At 37.6% G+C, this 20,420-nt stretch carries 16 protein-coding genes; 10 read left to right on the forward strand and 6 right to left on the reverse strand.

The features are described from left to right. The first annotated feature begins 49 nt into the window (after positions 1 to 49). Together ABIB40_RS16850 and rhuM are read left to right on the forward strand one after the other, a co-directional pair. On the forward strand, positions 50 to 283 hold the full coding sequence (locus ABIB40_RS16850; protein WP_354360562.1) for a virulence RhuM family protein: 234 nt from the start codon (positions 50 to 52) through the stop codon (positions 281 to 283). Continuing rightward, complete coding sequence (rhuM, locus tag ABIB40_RS16855; RefSeq protein ID WP_354360563.1) at positions 220 to 540, forward strand: RhuM family protein; 321 nt, start codon at positions 220 to 222, stop codon at positions 538 to 540. The genes ABIB40_RS16850 and rhuM overlap by 64 nt, the downstream gene beginning before the upstream one ends. Positions 541 to 561: 21 nt before the next feature. Here the strand turns inward: rhuM and ABIB40_RS16860 are convergent, their stop codons facing one another. From ABIB40_RS16860 to ABIB40_RS16870, 3 genes are read right to left on the reverse strand one after another with little or no spacing between them, the layout of a single operon-like run. Then, on the reverse strand, positions 562 to 1,269 hold the full coding sequence (locus ABIB40_RS16860; protein WP_354360564.1) for a 4'-phosphopantetheinyl transferase family protein: 708 nt from the start codon (positions 1,267 to 1,269) through the stop codon (positions 562 to 564). Beyond that, entirely contained in the window at positions 1,259 to 5,320 is a 4,062-nt protein-coding gene (locus ABIB40_RS16865; RefSeq protein ID WP_354360565.1) for a non-ribosomal peptide synthetase, read from the reverse strand. Before ABIB40_RS16865 ends, ABIB40_RS16860 begins: the two co-directional genes overlap by 11 nt. A 3-nt stretch (positions 5,321 to 5,323) precedes the next feature. After that, the gene (locus ABIB40_RS16870) at positions 5,324 to 11,917 is read right to left on the reverse strand and encodes an amino acid adenylation domain-containing protein (RefSeq protein ID WP_354360566.1); all 6,594 of its coding nucleotides are present in this window, start codon (positions 11,915 to 11,917) and stop codon (positions 5,324 to 5,326) included. A gap of 231 nt (positions 11,918 to 12,148) precedes the next feature. On the opposite strand from ABIB40_RS16870, the gene rlmD reads away from it, so the two are divergent. Further along, positions 12,149 to 13,585 (forward strand): 23S rRNA (uracil(1939)-C(5))-methyltransferase RlmD, encoded by a 1,437-nt coding sequence (gene rlmD / locus ABIB40_RS16875; RefSeq protein WP_354360567.1) that lies wholly within the window; start codon positions 12,149 to 12,151, stop codon positions 13,583 to 13,585. 80 nt (positions 13,586 to 13,665) lie between these two features. Beyond that, complete coding sequence (locus ABIB40_RS16880) at positions 13,666 to 14,070, forward strand: hypothetical protein (RefSeq protein WP_354360568.1); 405 nt, start codon at positions 13,666 to 13,668, stop codon at positions 14,068 to 14,070. 230 nt (positions 14,071 to 14,300) lie between these two features. Here ABIB40_RS16880 and ABIB40_RS16885 read toward each other — a convergent pair whose 3' ends face one another. From ABIB40_RS16885 to ABIB40_RS16895, 3 genes are all read right to left on the reverse strand, one after another. After that, a complete protein-coding gene (locus ABIB40_RS16885) occupies positions 14,301 to 14,501 on the reverse strand; it encodes a type II toxin-antitoxin system RelE family toxin (RefSeq protein WP_354360598.1) in 201 nt (66 codons plus the stop codon). A gap of 89 nt (positions 14,502 to 14,590) precedes the next feature. Then, positions 14,591 to 14,713 carry a hypothetical protein gene (locus ABIB40_RS16890; protein ID WP_354360569.1) on the reverse strand — a complete coding sequence of 41 codons (123 nt, stop codon included), beginning with the start codon at positions 14,711 to 14,713 and terminating at the stop codon, positions 14,591 to 14,593. 276 nt (positions 14,714 to 14,989) lie between these two features. Next, positions 14,990 to 15,697, reverse strand: coding sequence for a head GIN domain-containing protein (locus ABIB40_RS16895; protein WP_354360570.1), 708 nt, complete (start codon positions 15,695 to 15,697; stop codon positions 14,990 to 14,992). Positions 15,698 to 15,822: 125 nt separating this feature from the next. Between ABIB40_RS16895 and ABIB40_RS16900 the strand changes: the two genes are divergently transcribed. From ABIB40_RS16900 to ABIB40_RS16925, 6 genes are all read left to right on the forward strand, one after another. Further along, positions 15,823 to 16,332, forward strand: a complete 510-nt coding sequence (locus ABIB40_RS16900) for a phosphoribosyltransferase family protein (RefSeq protein ID WP_354360571.1) — start codon at positions 15,823 to 15,825, stop codon at positions 16,330 to 16,332. 84 nt (positions 16,333 to 16,416) lie between these two features. Continuing rightward, the gene (locus ABIB40_RS16905; RefSeq protein WP_354360572.1) at positions 16,417 to 17,040 is read left to right on the forward strand and encodes a 1-acyl-sn-glycerol-3-phosphate acyltransferase; all 624 of its coding nucleotides are present in this window, start codon (positions 16,417 to 16,419) and stop codon (positions 17,038 to 17,040) included. Continuing rightward, on the forward strand, positions 17,037 to 18,137 hold the full coding sequence (locus ABIB40_RS16910; protein ID WP_354360573.1) for a glycosyltransferase family 2 protein: 1,101 nt from the start codon (positions 17,037 to 17,039) through the stop codon (positions 18,135 to 18,137). The genes ABIB40_RS16905 and ABIB40_RS16910 overlap by 4 nt, the downstream gene beginning before the upstream one ends. Continuing rightward, the gene (locus tag ABIB40_RS16915) at positions 18,104 to 18,760 is read left to right on the forward strand and encodes a carotenoid biosynthesis protein (protein ID WP_354360574.1); all 657 of its coding nucleotides are present in this window, start codon (positions 18,104 to 18,106) and stop codon (positions 18,758 to 18,760) included. Before ABIB40_RS16910 ends, ABIB40_RS16915 begins: the two co-directional genes overlap by 34 nt. 29 nt (positions 18,761 to 18,789) lie before the next feature. Continuing rightward, a complete protein-coding gene (locus ABIB40_RS16920) occupies positions 18,790 to 19,638 on the forward strand; it encodes a 4-hydroxy-3-methylbut-2-enyl diphosphate reductase (RefSeq protein WP_354360575.1) in 849 nt (282 codons plus the stop codon). A 19-nt stretch (positions 19,639 to 19,657) separates the two neighbouring features. Further along, positions 19,658 to 20,341 (forward strand): fatty acid desaturase, encoded by a 684-nt coding sequence (locus tag ABIB40_RS16925; protein ID WP_354360576.1) that lies wholly within the window; start codon positions 19,658 to 19,660, stop codon positions 20,339 to 20,341. The last annotated feature ends 79 nt before the right edge of the window (positions 20,342 to 20,420 follow it).

The raw sequence follows: 20,420 nt of genomic DNA on the forward strand, positions 1-20,420 counted from the left end.
ATTTTTCAGATTAGTATAAATTAATGCAAATAGTGTAGAAAATAAAGTAATGAACAAAGGCGAAATTATCATATATAAAACGGAAGATGGGCTTCCTTCGATTGATGTGAAATTAGAAGAGGATAAGATTTGGTTAACCCAACAACAGATGGCTTTGCTGTTTAAAAGAGACTATAAAACGATTTCTAAACACGTAAACAATATTTTAGAGAGGGTGAATTGCTTAGAGATTCAGTTGTCTCAAAAAATGCGACAACTGCCAGTGACGGTAAAATTTATTTAGTAGAATATTATGCTCTAGATATAATTATCTCGGTTGGTTATCGCGTAAAATCCAAAGAAGGTACTAAATTTCGTATTTGGGCAAATCAAATTTTAAAAGATTACTTGTTAAAAGGATATGCTTTAAATGATAAATTGTTATCTAAAAAAACAAAGCAATTAGATGAATTGAAACAAGCAATTAAATTGGTTGGTTATGTTCAAAAAGACAATCAGTTATTATCGAGGTTGCGAGCCCAGCAATACCCGAACCTATAATTATGGCAGTAGGCTTGCCCATTAATTATAGGGATTGAAAAAATTTGATCGAATATCGTACATACTCATTTTTCCGGAGGTATTTAATTGAGCAACACTCGCAATATCTATATCGTTTATTTTGAAGGAATTTAAAATAAAATTAGATTCCATTCTAGTTATCCTTTCATCTAAAACCGAAATATATGCTAGATCATCAGTTAACCCTTCTCCGGTTGCTTTGAGCAAGGCTTCTTTTCTCGTCCACAAAGTTAAAAACCTTTCTTTTCTGTTGTGGTTTTGGTTGATGTAGCTTATTTCCTCAGAACTAAAAGTGTTGTCAAGAATTAGGTCAAAGTCAAAATCATCATTTGGGATTTCGACGTCTATACCTACCGGATTATTAGCGATGGCAATAAGCACGTAGTTTCCGCTGTGAGCTAGGTTAAATTCGATGTTTTTAAAAAATGGTTTGCCAGTTTTAGATGTTTCTAAGTCTATGGGATTGAGCGAAACACCAGAAATATGTTTGAGTAACAACTTAAGCACCACCCTTGCCGTTAAAAATCGTTCTTTATCAGCTAAAAATTTAAAACGATTTGCTTTTGCTTTTTCCTTGTCTGAAAGCAGTTCAACATTAATCCTATTTACTTCGGCAATTACTTCGGGTATATGAATTTTAAAAATAGAGGTATGATTTAAAGTTATTATTTGGGCTTCAAAATCTAGCCAGTCATATTTAGTCAACATTATCTAACACTTGTTGAAAGATTTCTGCAAACCTTTTATCGTTTGGAGTTGACAGGAATGTCTTATGATCGCCAGGAACTTCGTGGATTTCTACACCATCTAAGGCATATTTATCCCACCCTAATTTTATCGGGTCATCTAAATAATACAAACGTTTTTCTACCCTAAAAAGATGGATTTTCAACTTCGAAGGAACCAATGAATAACCCATTAGCGCGCGCTGAAATTGATCATAGACTGTCCTCTCATACGCAGAAAACGACTTAACCTCTTCCTCGGTAACTCCCTCGAAAATTTTATTAAACTTTTGCCATGCCGATTTTAACTGATAGTCGATTGCGTCTGAAGGATGTTCGATAATTGTTTTTGCAACAAATGGTAGTTTGTTAAACTGTCTTTTTATCTTGGTATAAGCATAAGTGAGAGGAGCTTTTTCACGGTCTTCCGTTCCGACATAGGTATCCATTATCCCCAGAAAAGTAATTTCTTTTCCCATTTCCCTCAATTGGTTGGCCATTTCAAATGCAATAAATCCCCCTAAAGAATAACCAGCCAAGCAATATGGCCCATTGGGGTTTACTTTTAACAATTCGGTTAGGTATCTAGTAGAGATTGCCTTTAGATCTGACGGAATGTTCATTTCGTAATTTAGACCGAGCGCTTGTATTCCATAAATGGGTTGCTGTTCATCGAAATATTTGCAAATCGATTTAAACAACAAAATATTCAAACCTGCCCCATGAATTAAAAAAACAGGTGTTTTTGTTCCGTTGGTTTTAATGGGAACAAGTGCTTCCCATTGCTCGGCTTCGGAGTTATCAGAAATTCTCTGCGCCAATTTCTCTATTGTTGCATAGGTAAACAAGGTTGCGAGTGGTAAACGTTTTCCTGTTGCCCGCTCTATTTCTACCATTACTTTTACTGCAAGTAAAGAGTGCCCTCCAATTTCGAAAAAGTCGTCTGTGATAGAGATTTTTTCTAATCCCAACACATCCGACCATATTTTCAGGATCAGTGCTTCATTTTCAGTTTGGGGAAGTCGTAATTCCGAAGTTTCGCTAGACGGGTCTATTGTAAGTTCTGGCAAAGCTTTCCTGTCAACCTTGTTTGTGGGCGTTAATGGAAAATTTTGCAGGCCTATAAAATGATCGGGAATCATATAGGTTGGCAATTCATTCGTCAAATTTTCTTTCCACTGTTTTATTAAAGAGCCCGACAGTTCTTTCCATCTTTCTACCCAAGCATGAAGTGCAGATTCATTAATTACATCTTGGGCTATCGTTACGTACGCAACAAGTTGCACACTGCCATTTTTTTCATTTCTATTGGCAACAACTACAGCCTGTTTCACTTCTGACTGCTCTGAAACCGCAGCTTCAATTTCTCCCAGCTCTATCCTGTGTCCTCTAATTTTGACCTGGTGGTCAATTCTGCCGAAACATTGTATTTCCCCACTTGGGAGCATTTTGCCTAAATCACCAGATTTAAATATTTTACCATCATCGATTGGGTCGTAAATGTTTTCTACAAATTTTTCTGTGGATAGTTCTGGTCTATTAAGATAACCTTCAGCTACTCCAAATCCGGCAATGCCAATTTCCCCGATTTCGCCGCGAGGCAGAAGTTCTCCATTCGTTCCCAAAATATAGAACTGCATATTATTTATTGGGTTGCCGATTGAAATTTCTTGATCAGTTGGTAATATCTGCTTAATGCAAGACCAAACTGTAGTTTCAGTAGGCCCATAAATGTTCCAGAGCTCTGTAGAGTAGTCTAAAAGATGGGTTGCAAGCTGTATGGTTAAAGCTTCTCCTCCACAAAGAGCCTTTAAGTAAGGTGGTTTTTTTAATCCAGAGTCCAATATCATTTGCCAAGATGATGGTGTAGCTTGCAAAAAGCTGATTTCTTTTTCTGCAATTTGCTGTACCAATAATCGACCATCTTTAATGGTTTCGGCATTTGCTATAATTACTTGTGCACCGCTAATTAACGGTAAAAATAGACCTAAGCCAGCGGGGTCGAAGCTTATGGAAGTAATGGTCAACAAACGATCTGTGGTTTTTATACCAGGAGCCTCTTGCATACTTAACAAAAAATTTGCTAAGTTTTTATGGGTAATTTTTACACCTTTTGGCTTGCCAGTAGATCCAGAAGTATAAAATAGGTTGGCAAAATCTGTAAGAGCCACGGCGGTCGTTTCAGCCTTTTTCTCTTGCTTTAAAACCAATGGCCAAACCTCTTCAATCACGATTTCCTCTACTGATGATGTTATGATATTTTTTTGAGTCTTCGATACCAATACCACACTCGTACCAGAATCTTCTACCATATAATTAAGGCGTCCGGACGGAAAAGTTGGGTCTAACGGCAAATAGGCAGCGCCACTTTTTAAAACAGCGAGTATTGCAACCAGCATCTCTAAAGATCTATTAATTGCCAAACCTACCATGCTTCCTTTTTTTACCCCCGTTTTTATAAGGAAATTGCTGAACTGATTTACTTGGTCGTTTAACGCTTGATAAGTCATTTGCACGTCCTCAAATTCTACGGCTATCTTATCTGGATAACGTTGAACGCTGTGATTAAACAAATCTAAAACGTTTTCGTTTACCTCGGTTGATTTACCTTTAGCTATAGCATTTTCAGCATGTTTTGTAGAGAATCGATTTGCGACAAATTCTTTAAGCTGCCATTCGGGATGAAGAACAATATTGTCTAATAACTCTCTAAATTCATTTGCCATTTTTTCAATGGTTTCTGACTTGAAGAGTTGAGTATTATAAGTCCATTCTAAGATGAAGTCTTCTGCCGAGCCTGTTGCATTTAAGAAAATCTCAAAAGTTTCGCAGGTTCTGGCATTAGAAATAAGTTTATGGGTCAAATCATCAAAAGAAACCAAGCTATCCATTCCCATATCAATGTTAAAAATAACCGATACTAAAGGCACCCGCGCCGGATCTCTTTTAATATTAAGTTTTTTAACCAATTGCCCAAAGCTGAACTGCTGATGTTCATAAGCATCAAAAAATGCTGTTTTTCTCTCTTTTAAAAATTCTTTAAGAGGTGTTTCTGGATTTATTTTACTTCTAATTGGCAATAAATTAACACAGTGGCCTACCAAATTTAGGTTGTCTGTGGCAGATTGCCCGGCAGCAGGAAGACCAACTATCAGGTCTGTTTGGTTGGTTTGTATAAAAAGAAACAGATCAAAGGCAGCGAGCATGATGTTCGACAAGCTGTTTCCGGTTTTTGCGCCAGTTTCTTTTAACTGATCGATAAGCTTAACGGGAAGTGAGAGATCAAATCGTTTAGCACGATAAGTGCGCGTTGTTGGTCTTGGGAAATCTATCGGGAGGTTTAGTACAGGTAAATCTCCCTTAAATTGGTCTAGCCAAAAATTTTCCGTTTTTTTAAAGTCATCAGATTTTAGAAAGTCAGCCTGTTGTTTTGCATAATCGCTGAACTGGTGACTCTTTTCTAAATGTATAAATATACCTTTAACCGCACTGTTGTACAATTTGCTGAGGTCTTCTAAAATAATTCCAAAAGACCACCCGTCGCAAATGATGTGGTGTATAACGAACGTAAAATAGAAGCTTTTTTCATCCAATTTATGCATAAATACCCTAAATAATGGGCTGTTCTGTAAATCGAACGGTTTATCCATTTCGACACTCACAAATTTCTTTAGATATTTTTCTTGCTCTATTTTTGTTTTTTGGCTGATGTCTTCTAGCGGGAAGGCGAATTTTGCCTTTTTGTAAATGATAATTTTCTCACCATTTTCGCTAACTGATGCCCTTAAAGCCTCGTGGTTTTGAACTACCTGCTCGAAAGATGTTTTGAAAGCTTCAAAATCGAAATCTCCTGCAAACAACATAGAAAGCGACTCGTTATAAGCTAAGTTTCCGTCTTTCTCTCCTAGAATGCAGGATAACCAAATTTCTCGCAGATTCTCATCAACAGAAACTATTTTGTCTATCTCTCTACCGTCTTCAAAGGGGTTGAAATCTATTTCTTTAAAGTCAATATGTAGGGGTTGAGCGTCCATTTATTAAATCACATCTAGTTGAACAAATTTTCCTGAGGTTTCTTTACTTTCTAAGAACCATGCAGGATTTCCATTTTTATCTTTTCCAAGTTTTGCACCGTCTATTGGTGGGTTGTTTCCATCAACTACAATACCATCTGCAATGTAAGCATCTTTATTTGCCTTCGGAAAAAAGCCTATTTTAATCATTTCGTCCAAACTTTCTACATACGTTTTGATTAATTTTTGAATATCATCAGCGTTCATAGCTTCTGTTACGAAACATGGAAAGCCATCTAAAATATGGATTCCTTTTTCCCTCATCAATGTAAACATCAATTCGCTGTAAGGAATGTCTTCATCAAACCTCGATCTCCAAATTGAACCATAGTTAGTAATGGTTAAAGGCAGCCCTCGTTTGCTAATTTCTCCATTTAAAGTATCTGCAATCAATTTGCCCTTTTCATTCAAACTTTTTTGTAAGCTTGGCCCCATTTTCTTCATGTACAACAAAGATGCTTTTGCGGCTGCCAGAGCAAGTGGATGCCGAACAAATGTGCCAGCAAAATAGGTTACGCCAATTTCTGGGATGGAATGGTCGCCATAATTCCAATCGCCCCCATCTAACGCGTCCATATACTCTTTTTTACCCGCAATAACGCCTATTGGTAATCCAGCACCTACCACTTTTCCGTAAGACGCAATATCGGCCTTTATGCCCATTAATGCTTGCGCGCCACCAGGATGCATTCTAAAACCAGTAATCACTTCGTCGAATACGAGTGCCGCACCGCATTTGGTCGTTACTTCTCTCAATTTATGTAAAAACTCGGTTGGCACAAACTCTGGTCTTCTACTTTGAATGGGTTCCACTAAAACCGCAGCAATTTCGTTAGCCCGATCTTTTATTATTTGAAGAGATTCCTCTGTTCCATAATCTAAGACCAAGATATTAGAAACCGCTTCTGGCATTATTCCGGCTGCCGCTGGGAAAGACTTAAGTTTCTTTGTTCCGCGAACCAATACTTCATCGATAATGCCATGGTAAGAGCCTGTAAATGCAACAATTAACGACCTGGCTGTTACTGTCCTTGCTATTCTAATACAACCTAACACGGCCTCAGAGCCAGTACTGCACAATGCAGAACGATCAAAATTTGTAAACTCGCAAACGAGCCTGCACACATCTGCGGCAAGTTCGTGTTGAGGGCCTACTTCAAATCCGTTTTCTACTTGGGCATGCAATGCTTCCTTTATTACGTCTGGTTGATAACCAAGCATATTTGAGCCAAATCCGTTTAACGCATCTATGTATTCGTTTCCGTCTAAATCCCACATTTTGCTGCCAGCAGATTTATTCATCACTATAGGATAAACCAACTCTTTGGTAAGGGGTTTAAAACCAGAAACAACCCTTGGGTCTGCCATGAAAGGCCTGCTGTTGCTGGCATAGGCCTTACTTTTTGCAGTTTTTTTGTTGTAGCGTTCAGTAAGATTCTCTAAAAAAGCGACTTGTTTTTCACTCAGTTGAGTCACTTTTCTATCTATTTTTGGAGTAGCGCCAAAGGGTTTTGCTATTTCTGTTTTTTCTTTTTCAGATAATTCTGTACTGTTTGAAGAAATGCTTGGTTGAGCTGCTACAAAACTAGTTACTGGTGCCGAAGCAATTTTTTGTGCTGCCCCACCTTGTAACAGCTGCACCTGCCTCGCAAGTAAATCAATTTGTTGCGCAATTAAACTTAAAGAACCATCTACAGCAGAGCCGTTAAGGGGTAGGAGATTTGCTGAAGTTTGAGAAACAGGCCTATTTACTGTAGCAGACGAATCCACAAATTGTTGGGCTGAATTTTTGTCAATATAATCAACCAACGACCCAACAGATGGGTATTCTTCATTAAGTTTTCTAAACGTAATGGGTAATTCGAACTTTCTTTTTAACGAAATGGCAATTTGAGTTAATAGGAGCGAATCCAAGCCAATCTCCAAAAAGCTTAAATCGACATTTACATCTTGCATCTCCACACCAGAGGCATCTTCTAAAATCTGTTTTACCTGTGCGGTTAGCGCGTTCTTTCTCATATTTGCGTTAGACTTAAGCTGCACTTGTTGATTCACACTTGCTGAAGTGGTCAATGGCTGAATAGTCTTATTTAAACTTGTTTTTGGTTCCGGATTTACCCAACAAAGTTGTCTGTTAAACTGATACGTGGGTAAATTTAAAAATTTTTTATGATTGTTTTGGAAATAATTATCCCAGTTTATCGGCTGGCCCGCCGCCCATAATTGTCCTAAAGAATTTAAGAGCGAAACATAATTATTTTCCTTGTCTGCCAAGCTGGCAATTGATTTTGTTTGGCTGTTTTCGGCGGCAGCTGTTTGGTTTATAAATGTGGTGGTAACTGTGCCTGGACCAACTTCTAAAAATATTGGCGCAGAAAATTCTTTTAGCATAAAGCTTGCTGCATCGGCAAATCTTACAGTTTTACGTAGGTGATTGGCCCAATATTTCGGGTTAGTAGCTTCGTCATTTGTTAAATATGTACCAGTAACCGTAGAAATAATAGGCGTGTGCGGAGCAGATAGTTTTACTTCTTTCGCAATCAATTCAAAATCAGCAATAATCGGATCCATCATAGAAGAATGGAACGCATGACTTGTAAAAAGTAAACTATTTGCTATTTCCCTTTCGGTGAGCTTTTTTGCAAAATCAGAGATGACCTCATCTTTACCGGATAGGACAAAGAGCCTTGGACTGTTTATCGCAGCGATGTCTATGTCTTTCGGGATTATTGGTGCAATTTCTTTAATCAATCCCCTTACAGAAAGCATACTGCCGCCTGGTAGTTCGCTAACCATTTTTCCGCGCAAAGCGATGAGTTTTATGCCATCTTCTAACGAAAAGACACCTGCAAGGTGGGCTGCAACATATTCCCCAATACTATGGCCACAAAATTCTGTAGGTACTAGTCCCCAGCTCATCCATAGTTTTGCCAAAGCGTATTCGGTAACAAATAGCGCAGGTTGGGTATATTTTGTGTTCTTCAGTTTCTGTTCCGCTTGTTCATTTTTTTCCGTTGGAAAAATGATTTGCCTGATGTCTTCTTCGATATATTGCAGCAATAATTCAGCACATAAATCGATATGCTCCTTAAACACTGCTTCTCGATCATACAGCTCTTTGGCCATATTTAAATACTGAGCACCCTGCCCCGGAAAAACAAAGACTAAATTTGTTGGGCTTGTTTTTAATTGATAGGTCTTGGATTTTTTATCGGCAACCTGCGCTAAAAAATCTGCCTCATTACGCGCTACAACAAATTTTCTAAAAGAAAAATCGGTCCTAGATTTATTTAAACTCCAAGAAATATTCGTTAGATTTAAATCCAGCTGGCTCGTTGCGCAGCTTGCCAGGTTTTCGCCATACCTATTAGCGCTTTCTTCGCTTTTTGCAGACCACATTACTATTTCTGGCAACTTGCTGTTAGAAGTTGGTTTTTCTATGTTTTCATACTCTTCTAAAACAACATGAACATTTGTCCCTCCAACACCTAAAGAGGTCACTCCGGCATACCGCTTTTCTTCTTGTTTCCATTCTATCAGCTCTGAGTTTACATAAAATGGACTATTTTTGAAATCGGTATTTCTGTTTGGAGTTTTGAAACCTAGAGTTGCAGGGATTTTATGCGTATGAAGCGCTAGACAGGTTTTAATAAAGCCTGCAACGCCTGCAGCATGTGTTAAATGGCCAAAATTGCTTTTAATAGAACCCAAGGCACAAAATTGTTTCCTTTCTTGGTTTCCAAATGCCTCTATTAAACCTTCCACTTCTATGGGGTCTCCAATCGGTGTACCAGTTCCATGCCCTTCTACATAAGAAATTTCTGAAGCGCTAATTCCTGCATCTTTCACCGCATCCGAAATTGCATCTGCTTGCCCTTCCGTTGTAGGGGCGGTAAAACTTCCTTTGTTTCCTCCATCGTTGTTTATGCCAATTCCTTTAATCACCGCGTAAATGGTATCGCCATCTCGCTCTGCGGCTTCTAAGTTTTTAAGCAGCACAACACCAGCACCATCACTAAAAACTGTTCCTGTAGCCGTGTCATCAAAAGGTTTGCAGTGTCCATCACTGCTTAACATACTGCCTTCTTGATAGATGTGCCCGCTTTTTATCGGGCTTGTAATGCTTGCGGCACCTGCAATTGCCACTTGGCAAATACCAGTTCTTATGTTATTGGCAGCTTGTGCAATAGCCAGTAAGGAGGTAGAACATGCCGAATTTACGTTTACCGCAGGGCCTTTAAGGTTTAGATGGTAGGCAGTTCTAGAAGCAATGTAATCCTTATCATTTACACTAATCACCTGATTTTTACCTTGGTTTTCAATAAGTTCTGGATGAGCTAATACATTTTTTTCATAATAGGTGTTTGTGCCTGCTCCCGCAAAAACGCCAATTTTATAATGGTGATTTTGAGGTAAATGGCCGGTCTTTTCTAATACCTCGTAAGCAATTTCCAAAAATATCCGCTGTTGCGGATCCATCAATTCTGCTAGTTTTGGATTAAGGTTAAAAAAGGAAGGTTCGAATTGATTTGCGTTTTCTATAATTCCCCGCGCTTTTACATAAGTGGGGTCATTTTTAACCTCTAGCGAGATACTTTCGTCTAATTCTTCATCGCTAAAAAAACTGGTGGTTTCTTTTCCTTCGAGTAAGTTTTCCCAAAACTTATCAATGGTATTCGCACCAGGAAATCTTCCGGCCATACCAATAACGGCAACCTCATTTGTATGGTTCGCAATTGTTCTATTTAGAGGTTTTTGCTTTGTATCAATTGTATTCTTTTTAAAATAATCTGCAATTTTTGCTACTGTTGAGAATTGATACAGTTTTGTAATGGGTAGTTGCCTAGCCAATTGGGTTCTGAGTGCTGCAACAGCCTTTTGTGCGAGTAGGGAATTACCTCCAAACTCGAAAAAATTATCGTCAAGGCCAATCTCATCGTACCGAAGAATGTTTTTAAAAATTAAAGCAATCTCAATTTCTAAAGTTGTTCTTGGCTTTTTATAAAGAACGTCAGTTTCAAAACGTTTATATGTTGGCGCGGGCAGCGCACTTTTATCTAGCTTGCCACTAGCATTTTTCGGCATCGCATCTAGCCAAATATAATGGTCTGGAACCATGTAATCTGGCAATAAATTAGAGATATATTTACGTAACTCTTCTGGACTTATAGGGCTTGATCCGGTAAAATAAGCAATAAGCGATTTGTTGCCAGGTGTTGATTCTATAACTTTGGCCACTACTTGACTAACCCCACCCAGTTTAACAAATGCTATTTCAATTTCGCTGAGCTCTACTCTATTGCCTCTTATTTTTACCTGACCATCTTTTCTGCCGAGAAAATCTATAGTTCCGTCTGGAAGGAACTTTCCAAGATCGCCGGTACGATAAATTTTAATTTTGCCTATCGTTGGATGCTCCCAATTAATAAATTTCTCTTCAGTTAATTCTGGTTGATGAAGATATCCGTCTGCTAAACCCGGGCCAGAAATGCAAAGCTCTCCAACCTCACCATCGGGTAATAACCTTAAATCTTCATCTAAGAAATAGATAGTCGCATTTGCTATAGGTTTACCAATTGTAGGTAAATCTGGCCATGCAGATGTTGGTGCTTGCAATACTAATCTCGCAACAGAATGTGTTGTTTCTGTAGGGCCATAAACATTAAAGAGCTGAGCTGTAGGTATTGCGTCAAAGAAAGTCCTAATGTTTGGGGTAATCTTCATAATTTCTCCACCGCAGTTAATATCTTTCAACTCAGTTGGAAAAATTCCATTTTCTACTGCCGCATCTGTTAAATATTGTAGCGAAACATAGGGCACGGATATTTTGTTAATTTTATTTAATGCTACGAACTCTATAAGCTTTAAGGCGTCTAATCGTATATCGTCATTTATTAGGTAAATGGTTCCTCCACATATTAAGGATAGAAAGATTTCCATTATCGAGCCATCAAAACCTAAATGACAAAATTGTAAAGTCCTTAAATTGTTCGCACTATACGAGTTATATTGTTGCCATTCTAAAAACATGCACAAATTAGCATGCGTTAAACAAACACCTTTTGGCTTACCAGTAGATCCAGATGTGTATAATACGCAAGCATTTGGTTCTTGCTTAATTAGCACAGCACCTATATCAATTACATGGTCATTCTCTTTAACAGGTGTTAGTCCAAAACTTTTAAAATAATCAAATTCTTCTGGTTCTGAAAGAAAAGCAATGATTTTAGAATCGTCTATGGTTTGTATCAGTCTATTTTTTGGGTAATTGGCATCTAATGGCAAGTAGCTTTTTCCTGCTTTTAAAATAGCTAAGAGGAACACTATTAAATCTAAAGACTTTGTGCAAGATACGCCGATAATAGATTCTAAGGGCCATTTATGGATGATTTGGCCTGCTAACTTATCTGCTTTTTTGTTTAAACTATGGTAGCTGTGCTGCTCTTCGTTGTAGACTGCAGCAATATGATTAGGAAATTTTTTGACAGTATCCTCAATCCATTTGTGTAAAAAAATGGGATTTAAAGCATTGTCTTGGTTTTCCGTTTTTTTGAGCATTGTTATCGGGACTTAAATCCCTGCTAATTTCGTTATTTTAGACCTAGAAAAAAAGGATTTTCGAAGTTTACTCGTTATTAAGTATTCCGTTTTACATAAAATGTTATTTGCGTATTTTTACGCATACAAGTTTTCTTTATTGTTCGGATTTCGTTTTTCGGCCGACTTACTTAGGTCGATAAATCATTTGCCCTTTTTCTCACTCACCTTTATTTTTATCTTTGCACCTCTATGAGCAGAAAAAAAACAAGTGCGCCTGTCTATATTTCCAACCTTGCTATAGTAGACATTGCAGAAGAAGGGAAGGGTGTGGCCAAAGCCGATGAATTGGTCATATTTGTAGATAAGGCCGTGCCAGGAGATGTGGTAGATGTAAAATTGACAAAAAAGAAGAAGAATTTTGCAGAAGCCGTTGTAGTAAATATTTTGCAAAAGTCTGAAGAAAGAGTTGATCCATTCTGTGCCCATTTTGGCACCTGCGGCGGGTGCAAGTGGCAACACATGAGCTATGCTGCACAGTTAAAGTACAAACAAAAAAGTGTGGCCTCGGCTTTAGAACGCATTGGCCATGTAGATGTTTCTGCCATGGAGCCAATTTTGGCTTCTAAAAACGATAGATATTATAGAAATAAACTAGAATTTACTTTTAGCAACAAACGTTGGTTGCAAACAATAGATAAAGATGTTTCTGAACGAGAGGAAAATTTTGATATGAATGCGCTTGGCTTTCATGTGCAACTTAGGTTCGATAAAATTTTAGACATTGAGCATTGTTATCTGCAAGCAGATCCATCAAATCAAATCAGGAATGCCGTTAGAAAGTTCGCTCTAGCGCAAAAAATCTCATTTTATGATTTGCGCAACCACGAAGGAGCACTTCGTAATTTGATCATCAGAACTTCCTCAATAGGAGAGGTTATGGTAGTTGTTGTGTTTGCTTATCCAGAAAAGGGGCAAATAGAAAATCTAATGACTTTTTTAAATGACGAGTTCCCTGAGATAACCTCATTGCTGTATGTGGTAAACGAGAAGAAAAACGATACCATCTTTGATCAAGAGGTTATTCAGTTTTCTGGTAGAGACTTTATTTTTGAGCAAATGGAACTTGAAAATGGAAATACCGTTCGTTTTAAAATTGGTGCTAAATCCTTTTATCAAACAAATTCTGCACAAGCGTTAGAGTTATATAAAATTACGAGAGATTTTGCTGGCTTTGAGGGAGATGAAAGGGTTTACGATTTATACACCGGTGCAGGCACCATTGCAAATTTTATTGCTAGAGATGTTAAAGAAGTAATTGGGGTAGAATATGTTCCAACCTCTATAGAAGATGCCAAGTATAACGCCGAATTAAATCAAATTACCAACACCAAGTTTTTTGCTGGCGACATGAAAGATGTGTTGAGCAGTGATTTTGTGAGCGAGCATGGCAAGCCAAACGTAGTTATTACAGATCCGCCACGAGCCGGCATGCACCAAGATGTGGTAAACAGATTGTTAGAAATTGAAGCTGAAAAAATAGTGTACGTAAGTTGCAACGCCGCCACACAAGCAAGAGACATTGCCTGGCTAGCTGAAAAATACGATGTGGAACGCATAAAACCAGTAGATATGTTCCCGCATACCCAACATGTAGAAAACGTAGTTTTGTTGAGGTTGAGAAAATAAAATAAAGAAGAACGGAATAATCTGGCAATTTAATCTTTGTGTTTAATTAGCCGATTTAGAATTTTAAGGATAGATTTAAAATGGAAAGAGAAGAATTATTAGGAGCAACGCCAGAGGATGGTGGTAAAGAGGAAAAGCCAAAAAGTCCGCTGTTGAGTTTAGAGCAGGATTTAGAATTATACTCAGATTCGCTGAAAGAAGTTTCGTTAGATATTTTGATGGAAGGCATTTCTAAACAACCTATTTTTGTTGCCCACCAACACGAGATAAATTTTGGAGAGGTAATTCTAAACAAAGACGACCTGAATACCAATTGGACTATACATGCATCTACATTGGAAGAGTTTGTAGAAAAAGGGGTGATTTCTAAGGAGCGAAAAGAGCCATTTCTAAAAGCCTATAAAAATCCCCAAGAATTTATGTGTGTTTTTGTGGTAGTGCCAGAGGGCGCTAACTTTATTTTTTATCCTTATAAGAAAAAATAAAGGTCATTGTTTTAAGGTTTCTGCAAGGCAGCGGCTAATATTTTGTTTTACGGTTTTAGCATTACAATCTTTCATTCAGATTAAAAAGATCCTTGTTTTAAATTTGCTTGGTTGGTTTATCTTCCTGATAACATTGCTTTAGGCGAGAAAAGTTTATGCTGTAGAGCTTTGAGTTTAAAATTTTAATTTGCTATACGTTTATAGTTGTTATATTTTTAGATTAGATGTTCTTACCCATAAATATTTTTTCTATGTCCAAGAGTGATAATCTCGATTGTTAGAACGCTGTCGAAAATATCATAGAGCACTCTGTAGTTACCAATCCTAATCCTGTAACCATTTCGGTTCTTTAACTTTATATATCCGCTGGGGCGAGGATTCTCGGCGAGATTGGAAATAGCTTGCTTGCTAAAGTTCAGTAAATAAGGTATTAATAATTATTTTTGCGCTGCTCTTCAATCATTCTAAAAGCTTCTTCCATCGGTATGCGTTCGCTCGTGTCATTTTTTTTTGCATGGTCTTAAAGACGAACGTCATCTAAATCTTCTAATTCATCCATTAAGCTGTCAAACTCATTTTGTTGCAGAATAACCAATTTTTTACCTGCAGTATCTTTAATATATTGTGGGTTTATTGAACGCATAATTGTAATTATTAGGGAAACCTATTGCTTTGTCCTGCCAAAATCTAAATTTCCATTTTATTTAGTGAGATTTTGTAACTCTAAAGTACAAAAATAATCAAAAAGAAAAAAATTGGCAGCGTTTTAAATCCCTTACTTCTTTTTGCGCTAATGACAAAAGCGGCACCGCGGATCACCCGCCAATCGGCGGGTAACCCCGGTACAGTCCCGCACGTGCGGGATGTTAGAGCGCCAAATTATTTATTTAGCAGAACTGTTGCTCCAATTTGTGATGGGCTAATTTACATGCTTAACACTGCCGCTTTTAGAGTTAGAAGTTTTTCTTAAGGCTCCGCTTCCTTTAAAAGTAATGTCAGAGCCACCGCTGGCGCTCGCCTGTAAGCCTTTGATCACGAAAACCTCCACATCAGAACCGCCAGAAGATTCTATTTTTGCATAATCTGTAATCAAACTGTAAGCATTTATGTCGCTGCCACCACTAGACCGTAAGATGAGGTTGGTTGCTTTCCCTTTTAAATTTAAATCACTGCCGCCGCTAGATTCTATTGATAAATTGTTGCAAATAAGATTCAATTTAAGGTCAGAGCCACCCGAGGAGTGTATGGCAAGTTTATCGGCTTTTATTTGATTTTCTGAGTAAACATCAGATCCGCCAGAGGAATTTAAAGCATCTAAAGTTTTAAAAGATAGGTATGCTTTTGCGCCTCGGTTTCTAAATAAGCGGCTCAGTTTAAATCCATCTTTAAATTTGATGGTTAAATTGGCGCCATTCTTCTCTACAACTATTTCGTTTATTACTTCGGCATCGTCTGCCTTTACGGTCACTCCTTCGGTGTCGCCTTGGCTTAGGTATAAATCGATGCCGTTGCTAATACTAATGGAGTTGAAGTTGCTCGCCTGAAAAGTTTTAGATTTCTGTGCATTGGCAAGTAAGCTGGTTAATGTAAGGGTCAGAAATAAAGATAGTTGGCTTAGGATTTTCATGTTTCTTAAAGTTGTTTGCTGGTTAGACGCAAAAAAGGTAAAAACGTTGCAACAAATTAAATTAATTGCTTATTCTTTTGATTTGAAGGTTAAAATAGGTTTTTTTGTACTTAAACAAAAATAAAATGGACGGCGCGCACCTGCTCTTATTAAATAGCAAACAGTTACAACAAAAAATAGATCGGATTGCCTATCAAATTTTGGAAGACAATTTAAACGAAAAGGAGATTGTGCTTGCAGGCATTTGGGAACGCGGCTATAAAGTTGGTTTGCGTTTGCAGAAAGTGTTGCAAGAAATTAGCCAATTGAAGGTTGTTTTACTACGCATAGATTTAGATCGAGAAAGTAGTAAGTTGGTGGCTACTACCGATCTTGACGAAAAAGTTTGGAAAAATAAAGTAATTATTTTAGTAGACGATGTATTGAACAGCGGGAAAACGCTTGCTTATGGTTTAGGGGTTTTTTTAAACACGCCACATAAAAAAATACGTACTGTTGTACTGGTAGATCGAAGTCATAAAATTTTCCCTATAGCAACAGATTACGTAGGTTTAGAGTTGGCCACACTTTTAAAGGAGCATGTAGAGGTTGTTATGGATGTTGAAGGCCAAGAAGATAGGGTGTATTTAAGCTGATGCTTCAAACAAAGGTCTTTTTTTGGAATTTCTGTAGAATTTAAACCCTATATTAACCGCTTGCAGTTTTTTTAGTTTATACGTATGCACAAACCGCGAGAAAGTAAGCTTATTTTTAGATTTTTTTCCTGGTACATCAGGTACATTATCCATAAAGATTTTTCGCGTTTTAATTTTAACAAAGTCGGTGTTCGCCCAAATGCCTCAATTTTATTGCTAGCCAATCATTTTAGCTGGTGGGACGGTTTTTTAATGTTCTACATCAATAAAGTTTCGTTTAAGAAAAAGTTTCATGTATTGGTAAACGAGGAAAACTATCAGGGCGTTAAATTTTTAAAATACCTTGGCGCTTTCGCGTCGAAAGGCGGAGGGAAGGACATTTTGGAAACCTTAGATTTTGCGGCAACGTTGTTAGATGACCCCAGTAATTTGGTGTTGTTTTTTCCGCAGGGCAAATTGCAATCCAACCATGTAAAAGCCATTTCCTTTGAAAAAGGTATAGGGAGAATTATAAAAACCGGACGAGAAAACACCGAAATTGTCTTTGCTGCTACGTTTACAGATTATTTTGAAAACAGGAAGCCAATGGTAAACACCTACTTGTCTGCACATGCACCCGCAGTTTACGAAAGCCTGCAGGTGTTAAAAAGCGCCTATAACCGACATTATCAGTCATCGTTAACCAAGCAGACGGAGAAAATAATATGAGTATTTTTTTATATGCAGTGCTTATTTTTTTGGTGATTAGGTTTTCTGTAACGCTTTTCAATTTTTTATCCAACCCACGGCTTCCCAAATTATTTAAACACTTTTCTACTAAAGTTTCCATTCTTATTCCAGCACGCAACGAACAGGAAAATATTATTAAACTGCTTCTGTCGATTAAAAACCAAGATTATGAACATTACGAGGTATTGATCTTAGACGATCATAGCGAGGACAACACATGCGCGGTAGTATCAAAGTTTTGTGCAGAAAACCCAAAGTTTCGTATTATTAGAGGTAAAGAATTACCTATTGGCTGGTTAGGTAAAAATTTTGCCTGCCACCAACTTGCGGCCTTGGCAACCGGAGCCTTTCTGTTTTTTTTAGATGCCGACGAGGAAATAAAGCCTGGACTTATAAATAGCATGCTTACCCGAATGGAACTTGGAAGCCTTTCTTTATTAAGTATTTTTACAAACCAGCAGATGTTAACCTTAGGCGAAAAATTAACAGTTCCGCTAATGCATTATATTTTGTTAAGTTTACTACCCTTGCGCTTGGTAAAGCTCTCAAAAAACCCAATGTTTGCCGCTGCAAGTGGGCAATGCATGTTTTTTGAAGCCAAAAACTACAAAGACAATTGCTGGCATCAAGAGGTTAAGAGAGAAGTGGTAGAAGATATAGAAATTATGAAGCTGGTTAAGCAGCGAGGTTTTAAAACCGAAGCCTTGCTCGGCAACAATTTAATTTACTGTAGGATGTACAGCGGATTGAAAGAAGCCGTTGATGGGTTTAGTAAAAATTTGTTGGCAGGTTTTGGTAAAAATATATGGATCTTGTTGGGCTATCTAACCTTGGTAATAGTGGGGCCTGTACTTTTATTTTTGAATTTTAATCTGGCTCAATTGGTTTTGCCCCTTACTATAATTTTGTTGGGGCGGGTAATGATTTCGCTACTATCCGGACAAAAGATTATCGAAAACTTAGTTTTACATCCCATTCAAATGGCGTTTTTCCTTATAATTGCGATCGTCTCTATAAAAAAATATTTATTTAAATCTGGTGCATGGAAAGGCCGACAATTACAAACGCGATTATAAGCCCAAAATGGGCCGTTGCGATTATTATTATATTTCACCTAGTCGGGCTTGTTGGCTTTTTGGTCTCGGGTTTAAATGCATCATTTAAAAGCTTGGTTCCTTACCATTTATTGCTGATGTTTTTGATATTAATACTTTCTTATAATGCCGATTATAAGCGGCTTTATTTGTTTATAGCAGGTGTTTTTCTTTGTGGATATATGGTGGAGGTTCTGGGCGTAAAAACACTGGGAATTTTTGGTAATTACGCTTACGGCAATACCATGGGCTTAAAAGTGGCAGATGTACCTTTGTTAATGGGAATAAACTGGGTGCTGCTAATTTTTAGTGTCGGCCAGATGGTAAAAGATTTTAAAATAAGAAGTTCTAGTTTGGCCGCTTTGGTTGGCGCCGCATTATTGGTTTTGTTTGATTTTTTTATGGAGCCCGTGGCCATGAAATTTGATTATTGGCAATGGCACGATAAAATTATTCCTATCCAAAATTATGTTGCTTGGTTTATCGTTTCTGTTATCTTGTTGAAATTTTATTATGCACTGCATTTAAAGCAGCAAAAATACATCGGCATAACGCTATTTTGTAGCCAACTGGTGTTTTTTGTTGTCTTATATATGACTATTTAATCTATTTTTTTAGGTATTTTTGTTGTCAAATGGGTCTTAATATATCAGCAAAAATAGATAAGTCGTCAGGCTTTTGTTTTGGCGTAGTCTATGCAATTGAGATGGCCGAAGATATTTTGGAGAGAGAGGGTAGTCTATATTGCCTTGGAGACATTGTGCACAATGATGAGGAAGTAGAGCGATTGACAAAGAAGGGTTTAAAAATTATCGACCATCAACAGTTAGAAAGTTTACAGGACGAGAAAATTTTGATACGCGCACACGGCGAAGCTCCGTCTACGTACCAACTTGCTCTTAAAAATAACCTTACTTTAATAGATGCTTCTTGCCCAGTAGTGTTAAAACTGCAGAACCGCATTAAAACTTCGCACGAAGAAGACGAGCAAATTTTAATTTTTGGAAAACATGGCCATGCAGAGGTGATTGGCTTGCGCGGGCAAACAGATGGGAAAGCGATTGTTTTTCAAGACTTGGCCGAGTTAGACCAGATGGAACTGCCCAAAAAATTTACCCTGTATAGCCAAACCACTAAAAGCACCGAAAAATTTTATCATATTAAAAACGAGTTAATTAATAGAGGTTTTGAGGTTAAGGCTAACGATACCATTTGCAGACAGGTGTCTAACCGTTATATCGAATTAGAGCACTTCGTGGCAAATTATGATAAGATTATTTTTGTCTCAGGTAAAAAATCATCAAACGGAAAAGTGCTATATGATGTTTGTAAAAAATATAACGAGCAATCTTACTTTGTTTCTAGTATAGAAGAAATAGATCACGGTTGGTTTAATCAAAACGATAAAGTTGGCATTTGCGGCGCAACATCTACACCTATGTGGCTGATGGAAAATGCTAAAAACGCGTTAGAAGCCTTTTAAATTCTAATGTTTAAATAGCATGGGAATTAGTAAATCGAAAAATTCTAAGTTTGGAGTTTTGATTGCCGTTTTGGTTATCGCTAGTTGGCTAGGCTCGCTTATTTTTCTGGTAAATTGGCAGTTTTCTTGGGCAAATCCATTGGTTTATATCATGATCTTTGTACAAATGCATTTGTTTACGGGTTTGTTCATTACAGCCCACGATGCCATGCACGGTACCATTTCCTCCAATAAAAAGCTAAATAATTTTTTCGGCAGCTTGGCTGTTTTTCTGTATGCGGGTTTTTTTTATCGTAACCTTTATAAAAAGCACCACCTTCACCACAGCGATGTGCACACAGCGCTTGATCCAGATTATTCGCAAAACGGATTTTTTAAATGGTATTTCCATTTTATGATGAATTATGTAACGGTGATTCAGTTGGTGATTATGGCTGTGGCTTTTAACGTTTTAAAGATTTGGTTTGACCAAAGTAACTTACTGCTTTTTTGGGTGCTTCCATCATTATTGAGTACCCTGCAACTTTTTTACTTCGGCACCTACTTACCACATAAAGGCGAACACGATAACGAGTATTATGCTTCAACTTTAAGGAAGAACCATTTTGTTGCCTTTATTACCTGTTATTTTTTTGGATACCATTTAGAACATCATCAACAACCATATTTGCCGTGGTGGCAGCTGTATAAAACGAAAGGCTGAAGCCGCTATCTACTTTTTACGAAAAAATGGCTCGATCTAAAGCAATTGCTAATCATTTAAACTTGATATTTGCCGCGTA

It is taken from the genome of Pedobacter sp. UYP30 (assembly GCF_040547165.1).
GTDB lineage: Bacteria > Bacteroidota > Bacteroidia > Sphingobacteriales > Sphingobacteriaceae > Pedobacter.